This window comes from Trueperaceae bacterium, assembly GCA_036381595.1.
GTDB lineage: Bacteria > Deinococcota > Deinococci > Deinococcales > Trueperaceae > DASVCN01.
On the sequence record DASVCN010000035.1, the window covers coordinates 45052 to 58477 of the forward strand.

Genomic DNA, 13426 nt, shown 5'->3' on the forward strand with positions numbered 1-13426 from the left:
AGGGACTATTGCCCCAAGAGGGGCGTATGAAGTGGGTCACAAGTAGCAGCGGCTGAAAAGTCGGACATGATGGTCCGGGACTAGTAGCGTTCGGCCCGGCCTCATCGAGCCCCAGGCCGCCCGGCCGCTGCGCCCGCAGCAGCGATACGGCAGTGATCGGAGGCTGTAGCTCTACAGCGGCCGGCGAGGTCCCCTAACGATGACTCCCGTGCGCCGGGTCCTCAGTTGGGCGACGGCCCGGTCCCCAGCAAGGACCTGGCCTTCTGCCGCGCCTTCTCTCGGTGGGTCTCATCGATGCTCTTCAGCACCTCGAACCCGGCCCACGCGATCATCGCCGCGTCGTCACCCCAGCCCACCGCCGGCAGGAAGTCGGGTATCAGGTCGGTAGGGAGGATGGTATAGGCGAGTGCCCCGGCGATCACCGCCTTGCTCTTGGCAGGAGTCTTCGGGTCGACCATGCAGTAGTAGAGGGTGAGGACCTGGAGCAGCAGGCCCGAACCCCACTTGGCCGCCTGCCGGCCAACGGTACGCCAGAATCTGGGCTCGTCGTAGTCGTCAGCGTTGGCGTACTTGCGCGCCAACTCGAGTTCGTTCTTCCGTTCGTCGTCCACGCGTCTCCCATCGCGGCATGGATCCGAGGCGCTCCCCTGCCCGCAACGGAATCTTACTGGTCGCGCCCGGGTTCGCAGGCAGCCCCGGCTGCCTCCGGAGATCGCGATCGCCTCAACCGGCCTGCCTGCGCAGGCGGGGACGAAGCGCGATCAAGGAGGCAGAACCTGCCAGCAGTACGATGCTGAGGAACGCACCCGCCGTGACAGCATCGGGCGCGACGAGTGGCTGGGCGCGCAACGCCTGCCAGGTGAGCAGAAGCATGATGGCGGCGTACGCGGCCGCGAAAATCCAGGTGAGCGGCACGCTGCGCGCCGGGCTCAGTCGCCGCCGGCGGCTCAGGAACCAGCCAACGAACGGGACCACCTGCAGGGCGTGCATCCCCACGAAATGTCCGATCCGCAGATCGCCGCCTTCTGTACTCCAGCCGGTAACGGGCATCCCCTCGCCACCGTCGGGTACCCCCACGCTGTGCGCGCCGATGACGGTGATCGGTTCTCCGCCCTGCCACGATGCCAGTTGCTGGGCCGTCGGATCGGTCATCAGGAAACCGAGACCCATGCCGACGATCGTCAGCAGCAGGCCCAGTCGCAGCCCCCAACCGAAGGTGCGCGATTCGAAGCGCTGTGCAAGGAGCAGGATGGCGGTTACGAAGTTGGCGACCCAGAGTACGAGGATGGTGATGCCCATCGTGGCGACGACGGTGGCGTCGAACGGGGTGGCAGCATTGAAGTGACTGGTGGTGCCTCTTACGACCTGCGTGACGATGGCCGTCATCTCGATGGCGAAAGTCACGACGGCGACCCAGGCGACAGCGGCGGCCGCCCGACGCTTCCACTTGCTCGACCTGTCGACGAACCCCAACATCCAGGTGAGTGTGAGGGTGTAGAGCGTGATCGAGATTCCGAACTTGGTGGGTTTCAACCATGCCGGCGCGCCGGTGATGACTCGCCCGTCGACGAAGATGCCGGCGATGAAGAAGAGTGTCAGCACGCCCATGAGGAGACCGGTCAACGTCAGCGGTGCATGTACCCGCCAGAGCGAGCGGATGGCGCCGACAATGTCGACGCGCCCGAGGGGATCGCGAGGGCCGAGAATCGATGTTGCCACTTCTGCTCCTCCTGCTGGGGATCTCATGGAATTCGACGGGACGGCCGGTAGCGAGAACCGGCCTGCTAGCTCCTGATCCCGTGGATCAGTGATCGGGCGGTCAGCCGGTGAACCGCCAGCGCCCGCTCGTATTCCAAGTAGGGGGTGGCGATCGCCAGAGCGACGACGCCGTGGACAGCGGCCCAGATCATCGCGGCGTATGCGAGCGTGTCGCCGTCCTCGATCACACCCGCCTCGAGGCACTCCTCCACGGTTCTGGTCAGGATGCCGAAGGAGTCGATGACCGACTCGTAACCCTCTGGCGGCTCACGCTCCAGGAACTCGCCGCGCTGCATGAACATCAACCGGTAGTGCACCGGGTTGGTGAGGCCGAACTCGACATAGGCCTCGCCGATGGCGGCTAGCTTCTCCAGTGGTTCCGAGGCGCCGTCGCAGGCCTCCTGCAACTCCTCCCCGAAGCGGCCGAAGCCGTCCATCGCCACGTGGAAGAGGAGATCGTCCTTGTCGCTGAAGTAGAGGTAGATGGTCGTAGGCGAGTAACCGATCTCCTCGGCCACCTGCCTAAGCGAGAATCGCTCGTAGCCATGTTCGAGGAAGAGAGTGGCGGCGGCATCCAGGATCGACCGGCGCCGCTCTGCCCGCTGCACCGAGCGCCGTTCGGCGCTGCGCTGGCGGATCCGTTCCTCGCGAGTAGTGGCCTCAGGCCTCACGCCCGTTACTGTACTTAACACCGTTAAGCTTGTCAACAGCGATCGACGGCGCAACCGGCTCTATCGACGTCGAGACCTTCCGGGCAGGTGTAGATCCTACGAAGCCCCCGGAGGTTCGTCGCTTGCCGTTTCAGGCCTTTTGACCGTCGTCGAAGATCGCCTCGATCGGCTGTTCGAAGAGTCGCGCTATGCGGAAGGCCAGGGGCAAGCTGGGGTCGTACTTGCCGGTCTCGATTGCGAGCACGGTCTGCCGCGACACCCCTAGTCGTTCCGCCAGCTGGGCCTGCGACCAGCGCCGTTCGGCGCGAAGAACCCGCAAGCGGTTCTCCACGATCAGCGGAATCGGCGCCGCACGATCACGTTACCCAGGCAGAAGGCGGGCGCGATGATCATCCAGACCACGAACATGCTCATGCGCGGGAGGCCCAGATAGACCTCCAGGAAGCCGTAGCTGAAGGTGAGCACGGCCGTAAGTCCGAGCGAGATGAGTCCGGCTTCGCTGTGGAGGCGACGCTGGAGTTCGTCCATCGCCCGGACAGCTTCGAGCCACCCGGTCATGGCCCACACGGCGGGCACCATCGGCAGGAGGGCCAGCGGCACCATCAGGGCGATGGGGAGGGAGGCTGGCTCGAGGTAGAGCCCCTGAGCCACGACCAGGGCCGCGTAGAGGGCCATGCCTATCGCGAAAGTCCGCCAACCGCTCTGTTTTCTGGCATCCGTCGACATCGGGATCTCCTTATCTGGCGTGCTTTACGGATAGTAAAGGAGACTTAACCGAATGTCAAGCGTACTTGTCAAGGTATGCTGTGTGCGTGAGCCTGAAAGACGCCAACCTCGCCGTCCGCTTCCTCCTCGAACTGGCGACGCTGGTGGCCCTCGGCTACTGGGGTTTCGGCGTCGGCGCTGGAGCGCTGCAGCGCTTCGCGCTAGGTCTGGGCGCGCCCCTCCTCGCCGCTCTTCTGTGGGGCCTCTTCGTCGCGCCCAGGTCCCGGGCGCGGCTCGCGGAACCACTTCGATACGGCATCGGGCTGCTGATCATGCTCGCTGGAGCGCTCGCTCTCGCTGCCAGCGGCGAGCACTCCCTGGCTCTCGTTTTCGCACTGGTAATCCTCCTCAATACCTCTCTGGTCGTGCTGTGGCGGCCGTGAACTTCAGGCAGTCGCTCCTTCCCAACGGCCACACGATCGGTTTCGACGATCTGGGCAGCGAACGTGGCGAGCCGTTTCTCTTCTTCCACGGCACCCCTGCCAGCCGAATCAACTTCCGCTTCTTCGATGCGGACGAGGTTATTCGCGAGCGCCAGCTAAGGGTGATCTGCCCCGACCGGCCCGGCATCGGAGGGAGTTCTCCGCAGGCGGATCGCACCACGGCCGACTGGGCCGAAGACATGGAGTTGCTGCTGGATGAACTGGGGCTCGAGCGAGTCACCCTGCTGGCACACTCCGGCGGGGGGCCTTACGCCCTCAGCTGCGCCGCTCACATCCCCCAACGCGTGAAGGCGATCGGTCTAGTCGCCGGCTCGCCGCTCGACTACGGCAACGAGGTCGAGGGCACCAACGCCGATTCGGAGCGTTTCCTCGAGCTGTGCGCGAGGCGTCCCGCGGTGGCTCGCGGCCTGCTGCGGCTCATGAGGTTCGCCTCGTTCGCCGCGCCTGATCTCTTCGTGCGCCAGGCATCGTCGATACTGCCGCGCTGCGACCGGGAGGTGATGGAAGAGCCGGAGATGAAGCGGGTCTTCCTCCGCATGGTGCAAGAGGCGCTCCGCCAGGGCCCGGCGGGAGCTCAGCAGGACGGCGCCTCGATGTTTGGCCCGTGGCGGTTGCCTCTGGAGGAGATCGGGGCGCCGGTGCTGCTCTGGTACGGGAGCGAGGACCGTAACGTGCCGCCGCAAGTGGGTGAGTGGTACAGCGAGAAGATCGACGACAGCGAACTCTCCCTCCTCACCGGCGAAGGCCACCTTTCGATAATGGTGAGGCACGGCCGCAGCATCATCGAATCGTTGCTCGCGAGGACCTAGATCCGAGCGACCAGGCGTTCCCGCCGCAACGTACGGACCCCGTACCAGAGCAGCGCCAGGGCGATCGCCCAGATCAGCAGTCCCAGCAGCAGCACCAGACCGATACTGAAGTAGATGACGCCTACGGCCTGACTGACCATCAGCAGGACTATCGGAAGCACCACCACCCCACCCAGCTGGTACGCCTCCTGCACCGTGTTCACGCGGGCCGAGACGAGCACTCCACCAGCCAGTCCGAAGGCGGCGACGGCCGGCGCTACCCAGAGAGCCAGTACCAGCCACATCAGGTTGGGGAAGAAGATGCCGCCCATCGTGCGGTAGTTGGTGATGTTGACGACCAGCGAGTAGGCAACGAAGCCGAGGAGCGCCACGGCTACCGCGGCGAGCCAGGGCGCCATCAGCTTCGCCGTTACCAGTTCCCGGTCGCTGGTGGGCGTGTAGAGAAGCGCCTCCAGGGTCTTGCGCTCCTTCTCGCCCGCGAACGAGTCGGCGGCGATGACGTTGGCGACCATTATCGGAACGATCAGGTAGAGCGGTGCGAAGATGTAGACCAGCAACATCAGCAGCAGCCGCTGCTCCTCGTTCCGGCCTTCCATCACCGCCTGCAGCCCCGCGGGCATCGCCTCGAGCAGCTGCGACAGGTCGTTTCCGGCGCCCGGCAGGTTTACGAGGTTGGGTGCGAACGAGGCCAGTGCCGGCAGCGCCACGAGAACGACGATCGGCACGATCACAAGGGGCAGCATTATCGCCCTGCTCTGCCGCACGACCGACAGGTCCTTGCGGATGATCGCCCGGACGGCTCGCCAGTTCACGCCGTGGCTCCGCTCTGCCGGTCGTAGAGTTCGAAGTAGACGTCCTCGAGTGAGGGCTCCGACGTCTCGACGCTGTAGATGTGGAGGCCCTCGGCGGCCAGGAGCCTCACCAGCTCGGGGATCAGTTCGCGCTCCACGGTCGTCACCTGCAAGGTGCCGCCAGTGCCTGTCGCGGTGCCGAACTCAGGGCGGGAGCGCAGGAGGGTGAGCGCCCTGCCGAGTTCGCCATCGCCCAGCTGCAGCTCGATCGACCGCCGCATGCCCAGGTCGCGCGCCAGTTCGTGGGGAGCGCCCAACGCCACCACCCGCCCCTTCTCGAGAACCGCTACCCGTTGGCACAGCTGTTGCGCCTGCGCCAGGTTGTGGGTGCACAGAAGCACGGTCCGGCCCTCCTCGCGGCTCAGTCGGCCGATCAGCTCGTTCACGCCCTTAGTCGCGACCGGATCGAGCCCGCTCGTGGGCTCGTCGAGGAAGAGCAGTTCCGGCTCGTGGATGAGAGTCCGGGCGAGCGCCAGCCGCTGTTTCATCCCCTTGCTGTAGCTCCCGACCCGGTCATCAGCGGCCCCGATCAGGCCGTAGCCTGCCAGAAGAGCGGTCGTCCGGCCGGCCACCTCCCGCTTCGGTACCCCGTACAGCTCCGCGAAGTAGTGCAGGGTGTCTCGTCCCGTCATCCGGTCGTCTACCGACGGCGTTTCCGTCGAAACGCCGGTGCGGCGCCTTATCTGCGTACCGTCCCGGGAGGGATCGAGGCCGAAGACGGAGGCGCTTCCGGAGGTCGGCTCGAGCAGGCCGTTCAGCAGTCGCACGGTGGTGGTCTTGCCGGCGCCGTTGTGCCCCAGTAGTCCGAAAACCTCCCCGGCCGCTACCTCGAAGCTGGCTGCGTCGAGTGCGAGGTTGTCGCCGAAGGCGCGCGTGAGGTTCCTGAGGGATATAACCATCTCCACAGTAGCCGAGTATCGCACGCCCTATACTCCGGTTCGTGCCGACGTTCCGCGCTCTGATGGGGCCTATCATCGCCTCACTGGTGGCGCTGGCGCTGTTCCTGGTGATCTACGAGTCGCCCGGCCTCGACCCGCGGCTCGCCGCGCCTAAGTTCCACTTCTGGCTGGTCTCCGGGACCTCGTTGCTGGCGTTCGCCCTTGCGGTACTCGTAGGTTTCGCAGGGGCCCGCTCGGGGGACGCTCGCGTCGCCTACCTCGGCGCCGGATTCGCCGGCCTGGCCGGCTTCTTCTCGCTCCACGGCCTCGCGACGCCGGGATTCCTGATCGGGCGGTCCGAGGTCACGGGCGTCGCCGCCGAGCTCTCGTTGATGTCGCTGGCGATCTGGATGTACCTCGCCGCCTACCGCCGCCCGAACGACGAAGGCGCCGGTATGGTTCGGACGCTCCTCGTCTGGGTTCTCTTCCTCGTCACCGTCGTTACGGTTGGACTCGCTCGGCCCGACCTGGCCCGCTTCATACCGGTCGATGACGATCCGCTCCGCTGGGGTGTCACTACCCTGGTGATCGTGCTGCTGCTCGCCGCCGGAGCACGCTTCCTAGAGGGCTACAGGTTGTCACGCTCGGCACTGCACCTGGTGATGCTCTACCTGGTTGGCCTCCTCGCCGTATCGCAGGTGATCATGGTCATGGGGGTGGTATTCCAGCTGAGCTGGTGGATCTACCACGCACTGTTGCTGATAGCGGTCGTGTCCATGCTGGTCACGGTCGCTGGCCAGCTGCAAGCCGGCACGCTCTCCATCGGACTCGGTTCGCTCCTCACCGACGATGCGGAGCGGCGGCTGGCCTACGGACTGAGGCCAGAGGTCAGGGCGCTCGTGGTCGCCACCGAGGCGAAAGACCGCTATACGGCAGGGCACATGCAGAGAGTCGCCGGGTTCGCGGTGAGGCTGGGCCGGGCCGCGGGCCTTGGCCCCGAGGACCTGAGGGCGCTGGCACAGGCCGCGGTCGTTCACGACGTGGGCAAGATCGAGGTGCCGGACGCGGTCCTCAACAAGCCCGGAACACTGCTCGAGCAGGAGATCGATCTGATCAGGAGCCATCCCGACGTGGGGGCGCGAATAGGCGAAGCGCTGGGGATGCACCGCCGGGAACTCGAGGTCATCCGCCATCACCACGAGCGTTGGGACGGCAGCGGCTATCCCGACGGTCTGAGTGGCGAGGAGATCCCGAAGCTCGCTCGGGTGCTCTCGATCGCCGACGTGTACGACGCTCTGACGTCGGATCGCTCCTACCGCGATGCCTGGAGTCCCGAGGCCGCTCGACAGCACATAAGCCGAGAAGCTGGGCGCTCCTTCGACCCCGAACTGGCGCGCGCCTGGCTCGATATGAACTCCGGTAGCCAGCTCGAAGCGGGCCGCGAGGCCCAGCCGCTCAAGGGGATGTTAGGCGTCCAAGGGGCAGAGTAGCGAACTGGCTGGTGCCCGAGCGGGGAGGCGCAAGGGATCGTCAGAGGGCGGGAACCATCACGAACGCGGCGTAGAACTGGGGCCTCGCGCCGCCCAGGTCGATGACCGAGAGCACGGCGCGCCAGCGACGTTCCTCTTCGAGGCGGGTCCACACGCTCGCGCCGGACTGTCCGCCTGGGGCGCGAAGCCAGCCCGCTCGCTCGAGCTGCTCCTCGAAGTGGCGCTGGAGTTCGTCGGCGGACATGTCGGTGAACACGACCGCGCTCGAAGAGGCCTGTTCCTCCAGGTAGGTTCCGCCGTGAAGGGTGATCTCGCTGCCCGGCGGGGCCGCCAGCTTCGGCAGCGGGATGTCGAGCGGCTGGTCGATCCGCTGCTCACCCGAGCAGGGGCTGTAGACGACCTGGGTGTTCAGCTCGAGCCGGACGTCGGTGAACCCCTCTGCCGTTCCGAACGAGTTCATGTGGATGAAGGCCAGGTCCTCCGGGGCGCAGTAGAGAGCGGAAACGTGAGCGTTCACGGGCGTGAAGCCCACCGGTTGGCCCTGTTGCTGGACGCTCCAACCAGCCCGGTTGAACGACTGCTCGAGCAGAGCCAGGGTGTCGTCGGGCGGCAGCGGGCTGTCGAGGACAATCTGGGTGTGCACGAGTTCGCCGTCCGCACCGTAGTTGGCGAGGCTGCCCAGCAGGTCGAGCTCGTCGGGAAGAGGCAGTTCGACGGGGATGCCTTCCGGTAGACCGCGCGGGGTGAGCTCTACGCGCAGCCCGCCCCCGTCGCCCCACGGGCCCAGAAGCCTTCGGGCGAGGGCGAGCGCGGCGTCTTCGTCGTCCTGCGCTTGGGCCGATGGCGTCAACGCCAGTAGGAGGAGGGTCACTGCCGCGAATGCTCGCCTGGCCGCCGACTTCACTTCGTTCCTCGTTTCCCTGGAATCGCCCAGTCGTTGCGTCCGAGTATAGGTCCACTGCGCCGTGCGGCGGAGTTGGGGAAGGTGAAGGTCGTCTTCAGAATCACGTCACCCGCTGCCTTCGGAGCAGCACCGCGTTGAGGGCGACGATCACCGTCGAGGCGCTCATGAATATCGCGCCCACGGCGGGGGAGAGGAGCAGCCCCCAGGCGTAGGCGGCGCCAGCGGCGAGAGGCAGTGCCAGGGCGTTGTAGCCGGTCGCCCAAAAGAGGTTCTGGACCATCTTCCGGTAGGAGGCCCTGGAGAGCGTGAGTGCCCTGACCACGTCGAGAGGGTCGTTTTCGATGAGCACCAGGTCGGCCGATTCGATGGCTACATCGGTACCTGCTCCGATAGCTATGCCCAGGTTCGCCTCGAGCAGCGCCGGGGCGTCGTTGATGCCGTCGCCGACGAAGGCCACCGGTCCGCTGCGAGCCAGCTGTGCCACCAGCCGCGCCTTGTCGCCCGGCATCACCCTCGCGTAGTAACGATCTATGCCCAGGTCCTTCGCCACCGTCGCGGCGACCGCCTCGGCGTCGCCGGTGATCATGACCGGCTCGATCCGCAGCGCACGAAGCCGCTCGACCGCCTCCTTGGCACTCGGCCGGACCTTGTCCGCCAAGGGGAAGAGGGCCAGGACGCTCTTCTCGTCGAAGAGAGCGATGACGCTCTCGCCACGTCCTTCTGCCTCTGTCAATCTAGGCCGCAATGCGCTCGGGAGTTCCAGGCCGGACTCCTTCGCCCACTCCGGCCGGCCCACCCGGTAGCGGTGGCCCGCCACCTTTCCGCTCACGCCGCTGCCCGCTTCCACCTCGAAATCCGTCACCGCGGGCGCCTGCAGTCCCCTCTCCTCCGCTGCCTCGACGAGGGCTCTCCCCAACGGGTGCTCGCTCCGCGCTTCCAGTGCTGCCGCCACGCGCAGCGCTTCCGACTCGTCCAGCGATGCCGTGTAGATCTCGCGCATGCCGAAGGCGCCTTCGGTGAGGGTGCCGGTCTTGTCGAAGGCGACCACCTTCAGGTCGCGCGCCCGCTCGAACGCTTCGCGGTTGCGCACCAGGATGCCGTTGCTCGCCGACATCGAAGTCGCGTTCACGATCACCAGAGGGATGGCGAGGCCGAGGGCGTGAGGGCACGCCATCACCAGTACCGTGACGGTGCGGGTGAGTGCGAAGCCGACGTCGAAGCCGGCTACCAGCCAGGCGATGAGGGTGACCGTGCCTGCCGCGACGGCGATGTAGGTGAGCCAGGCGGCGGCGCGGTCGGCCAGGCCCTGGAAGCGGCTGCGCGAGGTCTGGGCGTCGGCGACGAGACGCTGGATCTGGTTGAGGGTTGTGCGATCGCCGGTTCGCGTTACTTCGACCGTGAGCGCCCCCTCGCCGTTCACGGAGCCGGCGACGACCTCGTCGCCCGGCTCCTTCCTGTCTGGCCTCGATTCACCGGTGAGGAACGCCTCGTTGACGCTCGAGCGCCCCTCGGTCACCCTGCCGTCGGCGGGTACCTGCTCGCCGGGACGAACCAGGATCAGGTCGCCCGTGTGCAGGTCGGCCACCGGCACATCGGCTGTCCGCCCCTCCGTGAGCCGGTGGGCGGTGTCTGGCACCAGCGAGGCGAGGTGCTCGAGCGCTCTGCTGGCACCCCGCACCGACGCCATCTCGATCCAGTGACCGAGCAGCATCACCAGAACGAGGGTGGCGAGCTCCCAGTAGAGCGCCATCCCCTCGAGTCCCAGGCTCACCGCGAGGCTGTAGGCGAAGGCGACGGTTATGGCCAGGCCTATCAGCGTCATCATCCCAGGCTTCCTCGCGGAGAGCTCGGCGATGGCACCGCGGATGAACACGCCACCTCCGTAGACGAAGAGCGCCGTTCCCAGGAGCGGCTGTACCCAAGGGAGGTCGGGGGCGGAGAAGCCGAACCACCCTTGCAGGTGGGGGTCGAAGTAGAGGATCGGCAGGGCCAGCAGCAGGCTCAGCCAGAAGCGCCGGCGGAACATCTCGGGGCTGTGCCCGGCGTGCTTGTCGTGGCCAGAGTGCTCGCTGTGGCGGCCCTCTCCGTCGTGCCCCGCGTATTCGCCATGGCCGCCGTGGCCACTGTGGGCGCTTTGGCCGCCCCGTTCGTCGTGGCCGGCGTGCGCACCGTGGTGCGTGTGGTCGTGATGTGCCATCTGCAGCTCGACTGCCTCTCCGCCTTCCGGCCGGGAATCCCACCCACCCCACCTGGGGTGGCACCAGCGATTATCACCGCCCGGCCGACGGCTGTCAACGTCGGCCTTTACGACGCGACGAGTCCGGATCTTCGACCTAGCGTCAGGGCTGGGCCGGTTCGAGCGTGCCCGGCGGTCGGTAGGCAGGGCGCCCGGGAAGATGAGAGCCTTCTTACCCCGCGCGTCCGCTTGGAAAATCATTCACTCCCTCCGTCGTACCGCCCGAATACCCTTGGTTGTGGCCAGGGGTTCTCACGGGGCTTACGGTTCGACTACGGGCAGCGAGATGGGTGCCGGCAAGGGTTCATCGCGCGAACCTCACGGCAACCAGCAGCCAGCAACTCCAGCAGCCGTGAAACGGATGGGATACATGTTCGGCCTGGGTGGCGGCGTCTTCGCCCTGCTGCTGGGGAGCATCATCGAGTTCTATTCGGGGAAGAGGAACCTGGCCGAGATCGTCTCCTACCTGTTCATGGCGGGTCTGCTCGCGGGGCTGTTGATCGCTCTGATGAGAGCGGGCCGGAGCGTTCGGCGTCTCGAACTAGCCACCTTCGCGGTACTGTCGACCTTCTTCCTGATCCGACTCGGCATAGCGCTCTACCTCCCCGGTCAGACGCCGCACCAGATCACGGACCAGCTGAGCCGCTTCGGTTTCTGGTTCCCCACCCTCTACGCCAGCCTCCTTTTCATCCTGGGGGTGGACAGGGGTTGGCGGGTCTCGGCCGGGCACTTCATGCTCTCGCTCCTGCTGGCGCTGCCGTTCGTCGGGGACAGCGTCATCGCGGGTGAAACGCACGCTCTCTTCTCGCTCAGCCAGCTGTTCGTATCCAGCGCGGTCCTGATCGTCACCATGACCATCTTCGCGCGCTACACCGAGCGGGTGATCCGCGCGAACGCCGAGATGGAGCATCTGGCTCACACCGACTTCATCACCGAGCTGGGCAATCGCAGGCGGATGGAACGGGTGCTGGGGCAGGAGGTCAAGCGGGTGGAGCGGTACGGCGACGCCCTCTCCCTACTCCTCCTGGACCTCGATCAGTTCAAGCGGGTGAACGACGCGCACGGTCATCCCGCCGGCGACCAGGTTCTGAGGGAGGTCGCTGCCCTCCTGGCGGCCGAGTCGCGAGCGAGCGACCATCTCGGCCGCTGGGGTGGTGAGGAGTTCGTGCTCATCCTCCCGCAGACGGAGCGGGCCGAAGCGCTCGAGCTGGCCAAGCGGATAATGTCGAGGGTCCGCGAGTATCCGTTCACCAAGGTGGGCAAGGTGACGGTGAGCATAGGTGGGGCGACCTGGGAGATCGGTGAACTGCCCCGCGACCTGATCAAGAGGGCAGACGACGCCCTCTATCAGGCGAAGGGGAAGGGTCGCGACCGAGTCGTGATGAGCGGCCCGCCCGAGTTGGAAACGGCCAGCGAGTGACTCGCCGGTTTCAGCCTTTCCGCTGACGGTGGCTGCGCACCTTCGTGCGATTGCCGCACACCTCCATGCTGCACCAGGTGCCGGATCGGTTCTTGGAGGCATCGTAGAAGGCCCAGCGGCAGCTGTCGCTCTGGCAAGTCTTGAGGCGGCTCCAGGTCCCCTCGAGCATGGCCCGGTAGATCACTGCCTGTAGTTCGCCGAGGGCGAAGGAGACTCCATCGCCGGCGGCGTGGAGTTCGACGCCTCCGTCATCGAGGTGATGGAGGTGCAGGGGCACGACTGCCGCGACCTGCTCGAGTTTGTCGAGCGAGTCGGGGTCGAGGGGCTCCCCGTTGTTGGCCCCGAGGCGCGAACGCAACGCCTCCCGGAACTCGACGACACGCAGGCGCTCCTCTTCGCTCACCCCGGTTCCCTCGTCCAGCAGGCCGTGATGCCGTAGCCACCCCGCCAACGCCTCTCTGCTGGCGAAGTCGTCCCGGCCCGACTCCAGGTCGGCCGTGTTCACGAACCCCTGTAGGTAGGCGAGATCGCCGGGGGCTGGCTTCTTGCCGATCCGCAACTGCTCCGGGTTCCTCATACGTAACCAACGTATCACAGTAACTAGTTACCGCTCGTCGGCCGACCGGGGCGCTACCTGCGTCGGGGTACGCTTCGATCGACATGGGAGACTCGAGCGACGACAACCTCTGCATCGCGCGAGTGGTACCGCTTCCCCGACCCGAGGCGTTCGCGCTGTTCACCGACGGTTTCGGAAGCTGGTATCCGAGCATCTACACCTGGTCGGGCGACGGCCTCCGGTTCATCGGCATGGAGGGCAGAGTCGGCGGCCACTGCTTCGAAGTAGGGCCTCACGATTTCCGCTGCGACTGGGGCCGCGTCATCCTCTGGGAGCCGCCCGAACGGATCGGGTTCACCTGGCAGATCTCCTACTCGCGGGCCCCCGTCCCCGATCCGGTCGGCTGCAGCGAGATCGAGGTCGTCTGGAGCCCCCGCGATGACGGTAGCACCGATCTGGAGTTCTGCCACCGGCACTTCGCCCGCCACGGTGAAGAGTGGGCGGCCTACCGCGAGGCGATGGCATCGGAAGGCGGATGGCCCTACATCCTGGGCCAGTACCTGACGAAGGCGGCCGGAGGAGTGCAACCTTCGTAGGAGGCGGTCCGGCCCTCGGTAACCGATAATGCTCGGGCGGCAGCGGGCC

At 66.5% G+C, this 13426-nt stretch carries 15 protein-coding genes; 5 read left to right on the top strand and 10 right to left on the bottom strand.

Features of this window, described 5'->3' with window-relative positions; all coding sequences use genetic code 11:
- Positions 1–221 precede the first annotated feature (221 nt).
- The 5 genes from VF168_12575 to VF168_12595 all read right to left on the bottom strand — a co-directional run bounded on the left by VF168_12575 (position 222) and on the right by VF168_12595 (position 3155).
- Positions 222–611 (bottom strand): YkvA family protein, encoded by a 390-nt coding sequence (locus VF168_12575; GenBank protein HEX7005012.1) that lies wholly within the window; start codon positions 609–611, stop codon positions 222–224.
- A 112-nt stretch (positions 612–723) separates the two neighbouring features.
- Positions 724–1719 carry a hypothetical protein gene (locus tag VF168_12580; protein ID HEX7005013.1) on the bottom strand — a complete coding sequence of 332 codons (996 nt, stop codon included), beginning with the start codon at positions 1717–1719 and terminating at the stop codon, positions 724–726.
- A gap of 65 nt (positions 1720–1784) precedes the next feature.
- Positions 1785–2429, bottom strand: coding sequence for a TetR/AcrR family transcriptional regulator (locus VF168_12585; GenBank protein HEX7005014.1), 645 nt, complete (start codon positions 2427–2429; stop codon positions 1785–1787).
- A gap of 130 nt (positions 2430–2559) precedes the next feature.
- Positions 2560–2760 (bottom strand): helix-turn-helix transcriptional regulator, encoded by a 201-nt coding sequence (locus VF168_12590; protein ID HEX7005015.1) that lies wholly within the window; start codon positions 2758–2760, stop codon positions 2560–2562.
- 2 nt (positions 2761–2762) lie between these two features.
- Positions 2763–3155 (bottom strand): hypothetical protein, encoded by a 393-nt coding sequence (locus VF168_12595; GenBank protein ID HEX7005016.1) that lies wholly within the window; start codon positions 3153–3155, stop codon positions 2763–2765.
- Between the two features lie 86 nt (positions 3156–3241).
- Here VF168_12595 and VF168_12600 point away from each other — a divergent pair, with 86 nt between their 5' ends.
- Both VF168_12600 and VF168_12605 read left to right on the top strand, forming a co-directional pair.
- Positions 3242–3577 carry a YrdB family protein gene (locus VF168_12600; GenBank protein ID HEX7005017.1) on the top strand — a complete coding sequence of 112 codons (336 nt, stop codon included), beginning with the start codon at positions 3242–3244 and terminating at the stop codon, positions 3575–3577.
- Entirely contained in the window at positions 3574–4446 is an 873-nt protein-coding gene (locus tag VF168_12605; GenBank protein HEX7005018.1) for an alpha/beta hydrolase, read from the top strand. The genes VF168_12600 and VF168_12605 overlap by 4 nt, the downstream gene beginning before the upstream one ends.
- On the opposite strand, the gene VF168_12610 is transcribed toward VF168_12605, so the two are convergent.
- Together VF168_12610 and VF168_12615 are read right to left on the bottom strand one after the other, a co-directional pair.
- Positions 4443–5258, bottom strand: coding sequence for an ABC transporter permease subunit (locus VF168_12610; GenBank protein HEX7005019.1), 816 nt, complete (start codon positions 5256–5258; stop codon positions 4443–4445). The two genes, VF168_12605 and VF168_12610, sit on opposite strands and share 4 nt — an antisense overlap.
- Positions 5255–6196, bottom strand: coding sequence for an ABC transporter ATP-binding protein (locus VF168_12615; GenBank protein HEX7005020.1), 942 nt, complete (start codon positions 6194–6196; stop codon positions 5255–5257). The genes VF168_12610 and VF168_12615 overlap by 4 nt, the downstream gene beginning before the upstream one ends.
- 41 nt (positions 6197–6237) lie before the next feature.
- Between VF168_12615 and VF168_12620 the strand changes: the two genes are divergently transcribed.
- Positions 6238–7665, top strand: coding sequence for an HD-GYP domain-containing protein (locus VF168_12620; GenBank protein ID HEX7005021.1), 1428 nt, complete (start codon positions 6238–6240; stop codon positions 7663–7665).
- A 40-nt stretch (positions 7666–7705) separates the two neighbouring features.
- Here the strand turns inward: VF168_12620 and VF168_12625 are convergent, their stop codons facing one another.
- Positions 7706–8536, bottom strand: a complete 831-nt coding sequence (locus VF168_12625) for a hypothetical protein (GenBank protein HEX7005022.1) — start codon at positions 8534–8536, stop codon at positions 7706–7708.
- 133 nt (positions 8537–8669) lie between these two features.
- Complete coding sequence (locus VF168_12630) at positions 8670–10766, bottom strand: heavy metal translocating P-type ATPase (protein ID HEX7005023.1); 2097 nt, start codon at positions 10764–10766, stop codon at positions 8670–8672.
- Between the two features lie 277 nt (positions 10767–11043).
- On the opposite strand from VF168_12630, the gene VF168_12635 reads away from it, so the two are divergent.
- The gene (locus VF168_12635) at positions 11044–12225 is read left to right on the top strand and encodes a GGDEF domain-containing protein (GenBank protein HEX7005024.1); all 1182 of its coding nucleotides are present in this window, start codon (positions 11044–11046) and stop codon (positions 12223–12225) included.
- Between the two features lie 10 nt (positions 12226–12235).
- On the opposite strand, the gene VF168_12640 is transcribed toward VF168_12635, so the two are convergent.
- Positions 12236–12802, bottom strand: coding sequence for a CGNR zinc finger domain-containing protein (locus tag VF168_12640; GenBank protein ID HEX7005025.1), 567 nt, complete (start codon positions 12800–12802; stop codon positions 12236–12238).
- 83 nt (positions 12803–12885) lie between these two features.
- Here VF168_12640 and VF168_12645 point away from each other — a divergent pair, with 83 nt between their 5' ends.
- Positions 12886–13377, top strand: a complete 492-nt coding sequence (locus VF168_12645) for an SRPBCC family protein (protein ID HEX7005026.1) — start codon at positions 12886–12888, stop codon at positions 13375–13377.
- The last annotated feature ends 49 nt before the right edge of the window (positions 13378–13426 follow it).